The sequence below is a fragment of the Methanospirillum stamsii genome (assembly GCF_003173335.1).
Taxonomy (GTDB): Archaea; Halobacteriota; Methanomicrobia; order Methanomicrobiales; family Methanospirillaceae; genus Methanospirillum; species Methanospirillum stamsii.
The window spans coordinates 1-12,733 of record NZ_QGMZ01000049.1 but is presented as its reverse complement, the minus strand read 5'-3'; the positions used below and the strand labels follow the sequence as shown (position 1 = coordinate 12,733).

Below are 12,733 nucleotides of genomic sequence, written 5' to 3'. Positions count from 1 at the left end.
TCACCTGAACTTATGAACTGAAAGCTGTGACCATTGCAATTTATCATAATATAAAAAAAGGATAACCGGATGACCCTGAAAAACATGTTGATGTGGGATGAGACGCTGTTTCGGGACCCGGATATTTTTGAGATAGATTATATCCCGGACCAGTTCAATTACCGCGAGGGCCAGATGCGGGAACTCGCCTTTCTCCTTCGTCCGGGAATAAAAGGATCCCGGCCTCTCAACGCTCTCCTTAAGGGAACACCCGGAACAGGGAAGACAACCTCGGTCAGGAAGATCTTCTCTGACATCAGGGACATCCCATCAAAAATGATTCCCATTCACATCAACTGTCAGGTGGAAAATTCCCGTTTCATGATCCTTTCCCAGATATACAGACAGATAAAAGGACACAATCCATCAGCTGCAGGAAATTCATATAAACGGGTTCTGGATTCCATTGCTGAAATACTGCTTGCTGAGGACCGTGTTCTTCTTGTTGCTCTTGACGATGCAAACTATCTCCTCTTTGAGAATGAACTGAATAAAGTTCTCTATCTGCTTCTTAGATCCCATGAAACATATCCGGGCACCAGGATAGGGGTCATGGTCATCATCTCTGACATGGATGTCGACCTGTCACGGGAACTTGATGTCAGGGTTACTTCTGTGTTTTCCCCAACAGAGGTCTATTTCCCCCCTTATTCTCATGATGAAACATTCCAGATCCTAAAAGAGCGGGTCATGCAGGGGCTTTATCCGGGAGTCCTCTCAGAGGCACTTCTGGAAGTGGTCGTTGATCATACCCTCCGCACCGGAGATATGCGGGTGGGCATTGATATGATAAAACGGGCGACGATGAATGCTGAGAAAGACGCCATGCGTGAGATAAGTCAGGAACATATCCATGAAGCATATAAGATCTCACGGTTTTTGCATCTGAAATATTCCGTACTATCCCTGCGCCGCGAGGAGAAAGAGCTCCTGAAGATATTGATAGAATTATCCCAAAGTGATGAACAGCTCACTTCGGGTGAAGTATACCTCATTGTAAAAAAGAAACTCAAACTCGGCTATACGGTATATTATGAAGCGCTCAGAAAACTGGACAATCTACGACTCATAAACCTTCAATTCAGGGATGGAAGGGGAAGGACACGTCTTATTAACCTTCGCTACGATCCTGATAAAATCAAATTATATCTATAAAAATCAGTTTGTAAAGCAAAACGAAGAATTCAATACCCGTGCATCAGAGATGATAAGGTACTCTACGGGGGTTCGAACATGATTAGCGTAAATGAATTAGCTCTTGAGATATTCGATAATTTAGCAAACTATTCTGAAGATTTCAATGTCGCCTACCATGAACTTGATAATGGCGCGAAAATCGTTGATTGTGGAGTTTCAGTTCCGGGCGGATACGCAGCAGGACGGGCATTCACAGAAATTTGTATGGGCGGCCTTGGTGAAGTAAACTTCCGTATGGGTCAGATAAAGCACGTCCCCTTGCCGTTCATTGAGGTATGCACCGATTATCCGGCCATCTCCTGTCTTGGAGCACAAAAGGCAGGGTGGACCGTCAAGGTAGGGAATTATTTTGCGATGGGATCCGGTCCGGCACGTGCCCTTGCCTTAAAACCCAAGCACACCTTCGAAGTTATCGGATACGAAGATGAAAGCGATGATGCAGTCATTGCCCTTGAATCAGACCACCTTCCAAATGGTGAGGTCATGGATAAGATTGCAAAAGACTGTGGCATAGATGTTGAGAACCTCTGTGCAGTTGTTGCACCCACAGCATCCCTTGTAGGCTCCATTCAGGTTTGTGGCCGGTGTGTTGAGACCGCCATCTACAAACTCAATGAACTTGGATTTGACACCACCAAGATCTCTGCAGCAATTGGATCAGCTCCAATTCCACCGGTAAAGGCTGATGCCACCAAGGCAATGGGAACTACCAATGATGCAACCATTTATCACGGCCAGATAAACCTGACTATGAAAGCCCCCGAGATCAAGGACTACCTTGAAAAGATCCCGAGTAACAAGTCAAAAGGATATGGAAAGCCATTCTATGAAATTTTCAAAGAGGCAAACTTTGACTTTTACCAGATTGACACATCACTTTTCTCCCCTGCAGAAGTTACCATTAATGAATTAGCCGAGGGTAAAGTGTACCACGTCGGTGAAGTAAACCCGGATGTTACCTTAAAATCATTCGGATATATCTAACTTTTTTTCGCGATAAAAAAAGATCGAAAAGATCAAAAAGAGTTTATGCAGGAATTCCAAGAGCGGAAATCAGGTCTTCCAGAGGGATTCCATGAGCTGCTGCTGCTTCTGCAACGGTTTCTCCTCTGCTAATTGCACAACCTACACACCCCATTCCAAACCGGGCAAATATTGCTGCTGCATCAGGGTTTTCCTGCAGTACTTCAAGAATTGTAGAATCTTTGGACAATGCCATATCACATATGTTACAGAGGGGGACGTATAAAGGATATGGATTTTCTCCATAGACATTCCGGAACACATTATAACCGATAAAGCCTTCCTTATATGTATACCAGAAAAGAACCTCAATAATTCAGTTTGATGATACTATGCTCTGGATTTCCACAACCTGTATGCGGGATACACCGCTAGAAATTGCTCTTGAAAGCCTTGGTTCACTAACCAGGGGGGTAGAGATAGTTGACATGGGTGCTCACCGGATTCCAGCGGTTAGCCTCCTTGAATCATTCCCATATCAGTACATGATAAGGCTGCCACACCGGGATATTAACCTGGCCAGCATTCTGGAACCAGTACGGCAGGCTGCTGTTTCCGTTATCAATGAACGGTTTCAACTGGCATCAGAGATAAATGCTGAAGTTGTCGTGGATCCGGGATTTGTGTCAGCAGGATCTGATCTCTTACATGCAAAACGGCAACTTGCACGGTCATGTACTGACCTCCTTCGATCGGCGGATGAATACGGGATACGATTCCTGTTCAGGAATATGGGACGTTATTCAGGAAACATGGTCCGACATCCAGAAGATCTGAATCGTATGTCCCAGATCCCGCTTGCTCTTGATATCGGTCATGCCCATGTAAACGGATGTCTTCCGAAATTTTTGCATGAGGCGGCCAGCAGGGCTTTTTACCTGTATGACTGCAGGGAGTTTTCAGAGGAACACTTGGAAATCGGACGGGGGTCCATACATTTTGACCAGGTTGCTACAGGGATGTTTGCTAACGGAGCACGGGGTATCATTGATGTTCCTTCATTCAGGTCAGCTCATAACACCCTGATTGCTCTCAGGAGATTTGGAATCGGATAATCGGATAACATGAAAGAGCTTCATCTTTTCTCGTGGAATGTCAATGGCATCCGGGCAGTCAGTGGAAAAGAAGTCCTTCCCGGTGTCCCGTTTCATGAATTTTTATCAAAAGAAAATCCGGATATCCTCTGTCTGCAGGAGACAAAAGCGGATGTCAAAACCCTGACACCTGCAGTATCGCGAATCCCCGGTTACTTTTTTTACATCAACCCAGCTGAACGGAAAGGATACAGCGGGGTTGCCATCTATACAAAAACTGAACCGGATTCATTGGAGTTTGGTGGCCTTGAACCTGAGTTTGACAGGGAAGGCAGAATAATTACTGCACGATACCCTGAATTCACCCTTCTGAACGTCTATTTTCCAAATGGCGGTGCATCAGAAGAGAGACTATCATTTAAACTAAAATTTTATGATGCATTCCTGAAGAAAATTCTCGAGATAGAAGATAAAGGTGAAAAGGTTATTTTCTGTGGGGATGTCAATACCGCTCACATGCCCTTAGACCTTGCACGACCAAAAGAGAATGAACAGGTATCCGGATTTTTGCAGATTGAACGGGACTGGATTGATAAGGTTATCGCGGCCGGATTTATTGACAGTTTCAGACTTTTTTCAAAGGAAGGAAACCAGTACAGCTGGTGGGATTATAAAACCAGGGCGAGAATGAGAAATGTCGGATGGAGAATCGACTACTTCTTTGTCAGTTCAAAATTGCGAGACAATATTTCAATGGCAGGAATTCGCAGTGATATAGGAGGTTCTGATCACTGTCCGGTAACCCTGACGTTAAAATTTCCATAGATATCAGAACACCTTAGAATTTTTCGTTTTCTGAAATACCATAATGCCTGCGAAGAAAATCCCTGATACTTTCTGATTCAATCCATCCCCTGTCAAGCTGATCAACAATCCGGTTCACATGGGATATCTGGAGTGCTATTTTTTCCTTGTATTCTCCACTCTGAAGATCATTATACCCGGCAATCACCTGCAGAGGATTTCGGATATGATCACCAAGGATTGCAAACTGCTCGATATATTTTTCTATGGCAACAAGAGCTTTCTTTTTTGCCTCCTCATTTGCCCGCATCTCACTGATGTCTGATACAACTCCAATCGTTTTTATCTGCTGGAACTGGGCATTATAGAGTGCAACTGCTTTTATCACCCAGGTCTGGTACTGACCATTCCGGTGTTTTATCCGAAGTTCTTCACTGATTGGATCTCCGGAGAGAACATGCTGGATAAATGAATTCCTGATACGGTCGACATCATCCTGATGGATAAGCGTGACCCAGCCGGTAAGAGTACTAACCCTTCCGGGTGATTCAAGGCCAAGCCATTTGTCGATATCTCCAAACCAGGAAATCCTGTCAGTGACCTGTTCATATTCAAATATGAGATCTGTTGCGATATGAGATGCAATCTTAAACCGTTCCTCGCTTATCCGGATTATTTCTTCTGCCTGTTTCTGGGTTGAAAAATCTTCAAATGTCTCAATTGCACCAATAGTCACCCCGTTTTCATCAACCAGCCGGGCTGCAGTGCTCCGGATCCATTTACCCTCATCACCGATGTGAGGATAAAAATCAATGACTTCGTATGCTCCGGGCACGGTTGGAGAAGATGAAAAAAGACCCCCATAATTTTCTTCAAGCAAAATGTCCACATCCTCATTCACCAGAAGGTCTGCAAGCATGGGACGTTCTTTTGCCGGATAAAGAAGATTGCCATGATCAGATGTTCCAATGAGGTTCAGAACATCCTGTTCAAAAAGCATGGAAAGTGCCTGGTTTACAGACATGACCTTGTGTGAAGGATCGATTACAATCGTTGCAAGTGGAAGGCCGTCCAGAACCAGGCGAAGATACTCCTCTCGTTCCTTTATCTTGTTCAGGTAATTTTCCTGATCAGTGATATCATGGATGACTCCGGCAACCCGGGTTGTTGCACCCCCATCATCAGGAACCGGAGTCAGGATTAATTCATAGTAACGATTAGATGGACTGGTATCAGAATCCAGATAGAGAGTCAGGGGAATTTTTTCAAGAACACACCGGGAAACAGCCTTTTTTAGTTCCTCATAGACACGGTCTTCGAAAAATCCGGTCTTCTGACTGATATCCATGCCCTCTTCCCATCCGGCAATTTCCCGACATGATTTATTAATACTGATAATTTTTCCAAAGGTATCAGACAGGAATACTCCTTCAGAAATGGCATCAAGAAGTGTTTTTAGGACCACCTTTCCGGTAGCCAGTTCATGGGCCATCCATTTCTCTTCAGAAAGATCAGTGATGGTGAGAATGACGTCCTCCTGCTTTTCACAATACCCAACAATCATAACCGGAACAAAAAAACCGTCTTTTCTTTTCAGGTTTAATTCTGTGACAGATGCACGGGTATCAGATGAGAGGCATGACAAGAGATAATCGGCCAGCTCTTTTTTATCCTGTGCAAAATTTTCAAGTGACATCCCGACAACACTACTGTCTCTGCGGTCCAGTACACCATGAGCATAGGGATTTGCGTACAGGATGATGCCATCCTTATTTGTTACCAGAACCCCGGTATCGACATTGGAAAGAAGGCGCAGATAACTTTTCTCCCGAAACCGGAGATACAATGAAAGGTAGGTTACAACCCCGCCGATGATGAAGATCATTACCCCGCGTAAGAGAGCGTCAAGAGTAATCTGGTAATTATCAGAAATATTCGCTTCAAAACCCAGATAACCACCAATTATTACGAGAGTGAAAATAAGACCTGGGATGGGAAACCGGTAACAGGCTAAAATAACCGGAATATAGAGCAGGTGAGATATGACAACATGAATATCCCTGGACAAAGCATACCAGACGATTGAAAAAACAATGATAGTAATAGCCAGTATGAAACAAATCCAGCGATTCTGGTCATCGTTACCTGTCACCAGCCGACGCATACAGATATATTAGAAATGCCGGGTTAAACATCAACCGGTTTATACATCTTACGCTCACCGGAATCAGTACATCCCCATGTTCTTGTTAGCCAGAAAACCGGTATTCCGGGTTTACCGGATATTATACCTGAGAAGAGCTGCAACACCGCCAAGACCTGAAAGTCGTTCACCTGGTTCAAACCTGGAAGAAAAGATGACAACTTCCGAACGCATCTCTTCAGCCTGACGGATAATCCCTGCAATCTCCGGTTCCCGGAGAAGTGAGTCGGTAACTAACAGCGTCTGAACGGCCCCACATGAGATAGCTTCCCTGACATCGGCAGAACCATAAGCCACCGGTTCATCTTTGCCTATCCTTCTCATAAGTTCATCAAGACAGGTGACTTCTCTTGCCAGCTGCAGATCCCCGTTCAGCTTTTCTAAAATGCCCTGTCCGATAATTTCCTGAACTGCCCGCCTCCCCCCGGTACGGGTATCTCCAATAACAAGCGGGGCAGTTCTTGAAGGATTATTCCTTCTGTATTTTGCAATTATTTCTTCTTTTACAAAACCCGGTCCTGCTATGACAAGCGGGCCTGTTATTGCAGATATCTGCGAGATTACCGTCTCTGAAAAAACCTCACGGCTGCTCAGCTCTGCAGTTTTTCCGCTGCCTGCAGCAAGTGACCATATCTGCTTTGGTCCAAAACTGTGAACCCGGTAGAGTTCTGCTTCTCCTTCTTCGATAACCAGAATATGAATAGCCTCGGCGTTCGATCCTTTTACCGCCCGTTCGATCCGTTCAAGATCGTTTGCAGACCATGCCTTTATAACTGATATTTCAAATCCGGGCTCCAGGTTAAGAGTGTGGTGTGATCCGGTATCCACCCCGGACTCAATCACTCCAAAAACACGAAGACGGATGGAGTATTCATGGAATTCAACATCCTCAACCCGGATACCAAGCCGTACCGGTCTTTTTTCCTGTTTTTCCGGACGAATTTTATCCTGCGTCCCTTCAACACTCCGGAGGGTTGTTGCAAAAACCAGACAACCGGGGTTGATGAGATGATGCAGGTGCCAGAGATCATCAGAATTTTCCGGAAAGAGATGAATTTCTCCGTATGAACGTTGTAATTCCCCTATTTCTGCTTTCATCCTTCCACCAGGTCAGACCCTCCGGGAGGAACAAATCCTGCAACGGCCTCGGTATTAAGAGCAAACTTAAGAGCCTTCTGATCATCTGGTGAGAGTCTGTCTCGTAAAGCCCGGACAACTTTTTTTGCAATATCATTAGGTTCAAAAGTTCCAGGCTTTAATGTTACGTAAAGCTCGCATGCCTTCGGTATGGTCAAGGAAGGTCCCCCGATGATTCGGGTTTGCGGAGTTTTCATAAGACCTATCGTTACAGCCAGAGGGACATCGTGAAACCACTGACGCTCTCCTCTGACTACGAATGAACCTCGTGAGAGATACTCTCCTGACTCGGCAGTTTTTGAAACCTGATCCGGACGGGCAGCATAGACATCAGCAGAGGCAAACCCTGCACGCCATGCTCCGGAATATGCTGCTGCAAACTGTGCTACCTCATCCATGGCACTGGTCTTTCCTTTCACCACAACGACACTGGCTCCGTGGACATCGGCATGAACAAAGGTATCTCCCCCTTCCAGATATTTCCGGATAAGTTCCTCGTTCTGTCCGGCGTCTCTGCCACCAATCACAAGCACCTGATCTGAGGTATAAAACCAGCGGAACCGGTCAAACCACCGTTTTTTGGGACGCTGGTACAAAACTTTCTTATGCCTGGCCTGATGAACTTCACGTTCCATCGCTGCTTTTGCACCAGCAAGTTTCTTCTTAAACTTCTTCACCTGGTCATAGTACCTGCCGGCATTCTGGTCAATGCTATCGTGAACAAAAATTTTCACCGGATGTGAGAGAGAAAGTTCAACCGCTGCATCAGCAGGAAATACCCGGATTATATTGTTTCCTGCACCAGAGTTATCTTTCTGTAAAATGTCGGTAATCTCCTGCCATGAGTGGTTTTCTGCAGCTTTTGAAAGAGTAGTGATTATTTCAGTGACAAATCCGTAATTTTCATAAATTATTGCGGCAAGTTCTTCATTTCTGGTAATATTTTTCTCAAATTTCTTTATCGCTTCTTCCTGCTGGTGGCGAATCCGGTCTTCTCTGGATTCGCGTACCTTCTCTTCGCGTTTTTTGGCCGGAGGAGCAATGGGATAAAATGCTGCAAGGGCATCATTAAAAAGGTCATAGGGTGCTTTTGGTTCATCACCCGTTGCTACCGGATGACACCCGCTCTTTGCAAGAACCGAAACGGGAATTCGTGCACTATTCAGCAGATTATGAATGGCAACATATATCTCAGAGGCATTGGTGTCTTTTGCAAGAGTTTCCTTGTCAACGCCGGTTTGTGTACATATGTATTCTGCGTACCGTCCGCCAAGAAATGAACCGACTGCAAGTGACCTGACAATATCGCGATCATCGGCAGACAGCCGCTCAGCAAACTCATTCGCGGTTATCATACTGACATCAGGCGGGGGGAACACGTAATCAGACCCAGGAAGAACATCCCGGTCTTTGAACCGCTGCCTGGTCAGTGGCTGGATGATTTTCATATCTTCCCCGCAGAGAATGATATTTCCTTCATCAAAAATTTCCGCGATAAGGTGAAAGAGCTGCTCGGATTTCTGGATGTCAATAATTACCGTTCTCTGAAGTCCCTGCTGTCGGATAGCAGTAACTCTTCCGCCACCCAAGTACTTCCGGAGAAACATTGCAAAGGCCGGAGGAATCTGCGGCATTTCCGGAAGAACAGGAATCAGATGGAGCCGCCTTCCTGGTTCTATCAGAAGATTGCTTTTTCCCTGCTCTTTACTATTGAGCCTGATAACACAGAGCCGTTTTTCATCCAGGTATATTTTATGAACCCAGAGGGGGAGCAGCCGTGTAATCTCGTCAGTTACCGTGATGAGGTCAAGTCCACTCATCCCCTGTGCAGTTGCCATAATACCAAATTAGATATGGCCTCATGACTAAAAAAATAAGACAACTGGTGCCCTAATGACAGAAGAACCGGTCCCCAATATTCCTGAAGAAGAAAAACCCGCACCTGCCCCCGTTGATGAAGCGGCAGAATATACAAAGCGCATTACGCGCACGCTCATCGCAATCGGTGCAGGGTGTATCGCCGGAATTATTTGCTATTTTACTGAACAGGCAGCATCCACAGCCGGGGCAGGGAACACCTTCCTCTTTCCCATCCTTGTGATGCTCGCGGCAATAGTAATCCAGAAACATGTGTTCATGCTCATCAGAATTGATACTGCAAAACTGGAGAAAAAAGACTGGTTTTACCAGGGTTTTATGACATTTGCGTTCTGGTACGTATCCTGGACTATCCTGCTTTCCGAAACTACCATCACGTTCTGATAGACCATGCGAATAGCCGTCGTACATAAAGATCTCTGTCATTCACGCAAATGTGGAACTGAATGTATTCTCTATTGTCCGAGGGTTCGAACCGGTGATGAGACGGTTCACCTTGATGAAAATGGAAAAGCAGTCATATCTGAAGAACTCTGTGTCGGATGCGGCATCTGTGTAAAAAAATGTCCCTTTGAAGCAATAGATATCATCACTCTACCGGAGGAACTTGAATATCCGACCCACCGGTATGGTCCGAACACTTTTGTTCTATACGGTCTTCCGGCACCTGTCGAGGGAAAAGTCACCGGCGTTATCGGGGCAAACGGTATAGGAAAATCCACCTCAATGAAGATCCTTTCCGGACAGATAAGTCCGAACATTGGAATTTTTACCGAAGAAGTTCGATGGGAGGAGATCTTAAAGAAATATACCGGAACCGAACTGTTTGATTACCTGCAGCGATTATCGAAAGGTTCCATCAAAGCTTCGGTCAAACCACAATACATTGACGTTATCCCGAAAGTATTCCAGGGAAATGTCTGGGACCTCCTGAAAACAACTGATGAACGGGGATCATTAGATAAATACCTCGATATTCTCTCAATCAGGCAGATCCTTGACCAGGATATTAAAAACCTCTCCGGTGGAGAACTACAAAGGGTGGCTCTTGCTGCAGCACTCGCACGAAATGCAGACTTTTACTTCCTTGATGAAGTAACCCCGTATCTTGATATTTACCAAAGGATGGCTGCAGCAAAGGCTATCAGGGAACTTGCAAATGAAAAGCCGGTGGTTCTCATCGAGCACGACATTGCGATCCTGGATATGCTTGCCGATACCGTGCATGTTGCATATGGAAAGCCGGCCGTATTTGGTATCATTACCAGGCCCAAGGGAGTCAGGATTGGAATAAACCAGTATCTTGACGGATTCCTTCCGGAAGAGAATGTCAGGTTCAGAGATTACCAGGTGACATTTGAAGTCAGGGCTCACAAGGATGGCGCAGAACGAAGCCCGCTTCTTGTAATCCCTGAGATGAAACGTTCCTTTGACCGGTTCTCACTTACCGTTCTGCCCGGAGAAATTTTTGCAGGTGAAGTAATCGGTATTGTTGGTCAGAATGGTATTGGAAAATCAACCTTTGCAAAACTCCTGGCAGGCGTTGAAAAACCTGATTCCGGAGCCATGGAAACTTCCGTCAGAATTTCATATAAACCTCAGTATCTGAAAGCGGAGAGTTCAGACACTGTAGAATTTTTCCTTAGGCAGATTGCCAGAAACTTTGATTCACCCCAGTACCAGCATGATATTATTGAGGGGCTGACACTGGCTCCAATCCTGCAGCTTCCGGTAAATACCCTTTCCGGCGGAGAACTGCAAAGGGTCGCTATCGCTGCATGTCTTTCGCAGCCTGCCGATCTCTATGTGCTTGATGAACCAAGTGCCCACCTGGATGTAGAGCAGCGGGTCAGACTAACCAAGGTATTCAGAAACCAGGTCGAAGGAAAAGAAGCAGCAATCCTGGTTATTGATCATGATATCTATGTGATTGATATCATCAGCGAACGACTCCTGGTCTTTGATGGTGATCCGGGTGTCAGAGGAGAAGCCAAAGGACCCTTTGACATGAGGACCGGGATGAATATGTTCCTCTCACAACTCGGTGTGACCTTCCGGAGAGATATGAGTGGCAGGCCGAGAATAAATAAGCCTGAATCATACCTGGATCGTGAACAGAAGAGCAAAGGAGAATATTACTATCAGGATGTTGAATAAAAATATTCAGTTTATTTTTTTCGCTTCTTTTATCTGTTTGACTAAATTTTTGATAGTATCCAGAACAGATAATAATAACACCCCATATTCGTGAACATCAGACAGGGTAATTATTCTCATTTTTTTCTATATCGGAAGAATTAATAAATTATTATTCAGATTGATAATTCTCCATGAAAAAAGTTATCATCACTATTCTCTTCATTGTATCATACATCATCTTCATCTGTATGTCAGGTTGTATCGATAACAATATTACCCACGAAACTAACTTGGAAAATTCTTTTGATAAGAATAATTTCTCTTCTACCATGAATGAATCATCATTTGTAATAACAAGGGACGGCATTCCCCTTCGGTATACCATTCATGGACAAGGCCCTCCGGTAATCTTTATCCTGGGGTACGGGATGACCATCGATGAATGGCCGCACCAGATGATATTGAATCTTGCACGAAACCACACAGTCATCGTCTACAACCACCGGGGAATATCAGGGGTCCAAAACCCGGATGTTCCATTCAGTATTTCGCAAGCAGCTATGGATCTGCATGATGTGATTTCTCAACTGGCAAAAGATCAAGATGGATGTGGAGTTACTAACAATGGATTATATTCTGACAACCGGACAATGCTTGATAAAGGGAGATGCTCTCCTCTCCCGGTTGATATCATCGGGTACTCAATGGGAGGGATGGTTGCCCTTGAATATGTGAAAATGTATCCCGATTCGGTAGAGAATCTCGTTCTCATAAGCACCGATTGCGGGGGTGCTCAAAAAGTGCCTGCGAAAAACTCGGTGATTGAAGAGATGGGTCAGACACCAAAAAACCCGGAAGAAGCGCTTGATAGGGCCGGAAGACTTCTCCTTACGGAGGAATTCCGGAACACCCATCCGGACCCTCTGACCTGGTTTGTGGATTTTGGAGAGGTCGCAGATCCCACTACAGTGCAAGACCAGTACCGTGCCTTTCTCTCATGGGAGGGTGTGTATGCTGACCTGCCTGCTATCCAAAGCAGAACCCTCGTCATCTCCGGGGACCAGGATATTGTCATACCTCCGGAGAATTCAATGATGATCGCTAACCTCATTCCGAATGCTACTCTCGAAATCAGGAAAGGACTGGGACATGGGATGATTTTTGTGGAGCCTGAGGAGATATCCGGGATTATCGGAGAGTTTTTAGAAGGGATATCATAAAAAAACACCCATGAGGCTCCGCCTCATGCTTAACTCATGAAAAACTGTAACCTCCAGTC

11 protein-coding genes are annotated in these 12,733 nt (G+C 45.2%); 7 read left to right on the top strand and 4 right to left on the bottom strand.

Features of this window, described 5'->3' with window-relative positions; translation table 11 throughout:
* The first annotated feature begins 69 nt into the window (after positions 1 to 69).
* A complete protein-coding gene (locus DLD82_RS16535; RefSeq protein WP_109942238.1) occupies positions 70 to 1,194 on the top strand; it encodes an ORC1-type DNA replication protein in 1,125 nt (374 codons plus the stop codon).
* 78 nt (positions 1,195 to 1,272) lie between these two features.
* Complete coding sequence (gene mch / locus DLD82_RS16530) at positions 1,273 to 2,220, top strand: methenyltetrahydromethanopterin cyclohydrolase (protein WP_109942237.1); 948 nt, start codon at positions 1,273 to 1,275, stop codon at positions 2,218 to 2,220.
* 43 nt (positions 2,221 to 2,263) lie between these two features.
* Here mch and DLD82_RS16525 read toward each other — a convergent pair whose 3' ends face one another.
* Positions 2,264 to 2,455: a DUF1858 domain-containing protein gene (locus DLD82_RS16525; RefSeq protein ID WP_109942275.1), complete on the bottom strand. Its 192-nt coding sequence runs from the start codon at positions 2,453 to 2,455 to the stop codon at positions 2,264 to 2,266.
* Positions 2,456 to 2,591: 136 nt separating this feature from the next.
* Here DLD82_RS16525 and DLD82_RS16520 point away from each other — a divergent pair, with 136 nt between their 5' ends.
* Together DLD82_RS16520 and DLD82_RS16515 are read left to right on the top strand one after the other, a co-directional pair.
* Positions 2,592 to 3,314 (top strand): sugar phosphate isomerase/epimerase family protein, encoded by a 723-nt coding sequence (locus tag DLD82_RS16520; protein WP_109942236.1) that lies wholly within the window; start codon positions 2,592 to 2,594, stop codon positions 3,312 to 3,314.
* Between the two features lie 9 nt (positions 3,315 to 3,323).
* Positions 3,324 to 4,118: an exodeoxyribonuclease III gene (locus DLD82_RS16515; protein WP_109942235.1), complete on the top strand. Its 795-nt coding sequence runs from the start codon at positions 3,324 to 3,326 to the stop codon at positions 4,116 to 4,118.
* A 13-nt stretch (positions 4,119 to 4,131) separates the two neighbouring features.
* Here the strand turns inward: DLD82_RS16515 and DLD82_RS16510 are convergent, their stop codons facing one another.
* The 3 genes from DLD82_RS16510 to rqcH all read right to left on the bottom strand — a co-directional run bounded on the left by DLD82_RS16510 (position 4,132) and on the right by rqcH (position 9,275).
* Entirely contained in the window at positions 4,132 to 6,261 is a 2,130-nt protein-coding gene (locus DLD82_RS16510) for a PAS domain-containing protein (protein WP_109942234.1), read from the bottom strand.
* Positions 6,262 to 6,372: 111 nt separating this feature from the next.
* Positions 6,373 to 7,398 carry an mRNA surveillance protein pelota gene (locus DLD82_RS16505; RefSeq protein ID WP_109942233.1) on the bottom strand — a complete coding sequence of 342 codons (1,026 nt, stop codon included), beginning with the start codon at positions 7,396 to 7,398 and terminating at the stop codon, positions 6,373 to 6,375.
* Complete coding sequence (gene rqcH / locus DLD82_RS16500; protein ID WP_109942232.1) at positions 7,395 to 9,275, bottom strand: ribosome rescue protein RqcH; 1,881 nt, start codon at positions 9,273 to 9,275, stop codon at positions 7,395 to 7,397. The genes DLD82_RS16505 and rqcH overlap by 4 nt, the downstream gene beginning before the upstream one ends.
* Before the next feature lie 55 nt (positions 9,276 to 9,330).
* On the opposite strand from rqcH, the gene DLD82_RS16495 reads away from it, so the two are divergent.
* The 3 genes from DLD82_RS16495 to DLD82_RS16485 all read left to right on the top strand — a co-directional run bounded on the left by DLD82_RS16495 (position 9,331) and on the right by DLD82_RS16485 (position 12,674).
* On the top strand, positions 9,331 to 9,699 hold the full coding sequence (locus tag DLD82_RS16495) for an EMC6-like membrane protein (RefSeq protein WP_109942231.1): 369 nt from the start codon (positions 9,331 to 9,333) through the stop codon (positions 9,697 to 9,699).
* A 6-nt stretch (positions 9,700 to 9,705) separates the two neighbouring features.
* Positions 9,706 to 11,472 (top strand): ribosome biogenesis/translation initiation ATPase RLI, encoded by a 1,767-nt coding sequence (locus tag DLD82_RS16490; protein ID WP_109942230.1) that lies wholly within the window; start codon positions 9,706 to 9,708, stop codon positions 11,470 to 11,472.
* Positions 11,473 to 11,645: 173 nt separating this feature from the next.
* Complete coding sequence (locus DLD82_RS16485) at positions 11,646 to 12,674, top strand: alpha/beta fold hydrolase (RefSeq protein ID WP_109942229.1); 1,029 nt, start codon at positions 11,646 to 11,648, stop codon at positions 12,672 to 12,674.
* Positions 12,675 to 12,733 lie beyond the last annotated feature (59 nt).

Bases quoted from the DNA above. Each gene is read 5' to 3' on its own strand.
- DLD82_RS16485 (WP_109942229.1), top strand. From the start codon at position 11,646: ATGAAAAAAGTTATCATCACTATTCTCTTCATTGTATCATACATCATC.
- DLD82_RS16520 (WP_109942236.1), top strand. From the start codon at position 2,592: ATGCTCTGGATTTCCACAACCTGTATGCGGGATACACCGCTAGAAATT.
- DLD82_RS16525 (WP_109942275.1), bottom strand. From the start codon at position 2,455: ATGGCATTGTCCAAAGATTCTACAATTCTTGAAGTACTGCAGGAAAAC.
- DLD82_RS16490 (WP_109942230.1), top strand. From the start codon at position 9,706: ATGCGAATAGCCGTCGTACATAAAGATCTCTGTCATTCACGCAAATGT.
- DLD82_RS16515 (WP_109942235.1), top strand. From the start codon at position 3,324: ATGAAAGAGCTTCATCTTTTCTCGTGGAATGTCAATGGCATCCGGGCA.
- DLD82_RS16535 (WP_109942238.1), top strand. From the start codon at position 70: ATGACCCTGAAAAACATGTTGATGTGGGATGAGACGCTGTTTCGGGAC.
- DLD82_RS16505 (WP_109942233.1), bottom strand. From the start codon at position 7,398: ATGAAAGCAGAAATAGGGGAATTACAACGTTCATACGGAGAAATTCAT.
- mch (WP_109942237.1), top strand. From the start codon at position 1,273: ATGATTAGCGTAAATGAATTAGCTCTTGAGATATTCGATAATTTAGCA.
- rqcH (WP_109942232.1), bottom strand. From the start codon at position 9,275: ATGGCAACTGCACAGGGGATGAGTGGACTTGACCTCATCACGGTAACT.
- DLD82_RS16495 (WP_109942231.1), top strand. From the start codon at position 9,331: ATGACAGAAGAACCGGTCCCCAATATTCCTGAAGAAGAAAAACCCGCA.
- DLD82_RS16510 (WP_109942234.1), bottom strand. From the start codon at position 6,261: ATGCGTCGGCTGGTGACAGGTAACGATGACCAGAATCGCTGGATTTGT.